Origin of the sequence: Mesorhizobium sp. WSM3866 (genome assembly GCF_002294795.1) — a bacterium.
Taxonomy (GTDB): domain Bacteria; phylum Pseudomonadota; class Alphaproteobacteria; order Rhizobiales; family Rhizobiaceae; genus Mesorhizobium.
Genome location: NZ_NSGC01000057.1, coordinates 1 through 1178, shown reverse-complemented (window position 1 = coordinate 1178; position 1178 = coordinate 1). Strand labels below are relative to the sequence as shown.

1 protein-coding gene is annotated in these 1178 nt (G+C 63.8%); it reads right to left on the bottom strand.

Annotated elements, in window-relative coordinates:
* Window positions 1-29 precede the first annotated feature (29 nt).
* On the bottom strand, window positions 30-968 hold the full coding sequence (locus CK222_RS31405) for an IS110 family transposase (protein ID WP_095802997.1): 939 nt from the start codon (window positions 966-968) through the stop codon (window positions 30-32).
* Between the last annotated feature and the right edge of the window lie 210 nt (window positions 969-1178).

Here is a 1178-nt window from a genome sequence, read left to right as displayed (position 1 = left end):
AGGCGACGGATGAGCGACTATCTGAGGTGTCAAGTTGCATTTGCGAACTCGGTTCGCGCGTCGCGTGCTTTTGCATTGAGAATGACGAGCAGCTTTCTGGCGAGAGCGATGCGGATGACCATCTTTTCCTTTCCAGCGGCCTGCAACCGGTGCTGGAAGGCGGCCAGGTGCGGATCGTATTTGGCAACGATGCTGGCAACGAGGAAGAGCACGCCCCTGGGCCCGGCGCGACCGCCACGCACCGGTCTTCGGCCGCTGCGCTTACCGCTGTCATTGGCGATCGGCGCCAAGCCGGCCAGCTTGGCGATGGCCTTGTTGGACAGGATGCCGATCTCGGGCAATTCGGCCATCAGGCGAGCAACGCTGCGCGAGGCGATCCCTTTGAGCGAGCGAAAGGCGCGGTCAAGGCATGCCCACAACGGATCGTCGTCGATCAGCGAGGCGATCTCGCCCTCGAGCCTGCGGCTCTGGCGCACGAGCAACGCGATGACCTCATCGAGGCTGGCGATGGTTTCGGTGTCGGCGGCAGCACTCTTGCGCTGCTTCTGGATGGTGAGATCGCCGGTGACCTGACCGAGCCGTGCCACCAAGGCCTTGAGCCGCTGCTGGGCCGGGCTCGGCGGCAGAGTCGGCTGTACGCGCTTGGCCTGCGCGTAGCCGGCGATCATGGCGGCATCGATCCCATCGGTCTTTTCCAGGAAGCCCATCGCCTCTGCAAAACGGCGCACGCTGCGCGCATTGACGAGAGCGCAAGGCAGGCTCAGATCCCACAGCAGCAGCAAGGCCAGCCGCTCGTAGCCGCCGCTGGCCTCCATGACGGCAAGCTCGACGCCATGGCCCTGACACCAAGCGGCCAGATCGGTGATGCCTGCCGCATCGTTACGGAAGCGGCCTGCCGCCCCGTTCGGCTCGACATGGGCATCGAGCCATTCTTTCGAAACGTCCACTCCACAGATGGTCTTGTCCACGGTAACCTGCCTTGTGCGTGCGATTGGAGCCAAGCGACTATTCGGTCGTACGTGACGGAGGCGAAGATCCCTGGCTCATCCACGGTTGTGACCGCAGGGGTGTCGGGCGACTTCGCCAAGCCTCGAATCGGATGGCCGTCCGGTTCGAGGCTCAGTCGCTCTTCTCGCACAAAGTCTCCTCCGCGCAGATACAAGGGGTGCTCCAGGGAA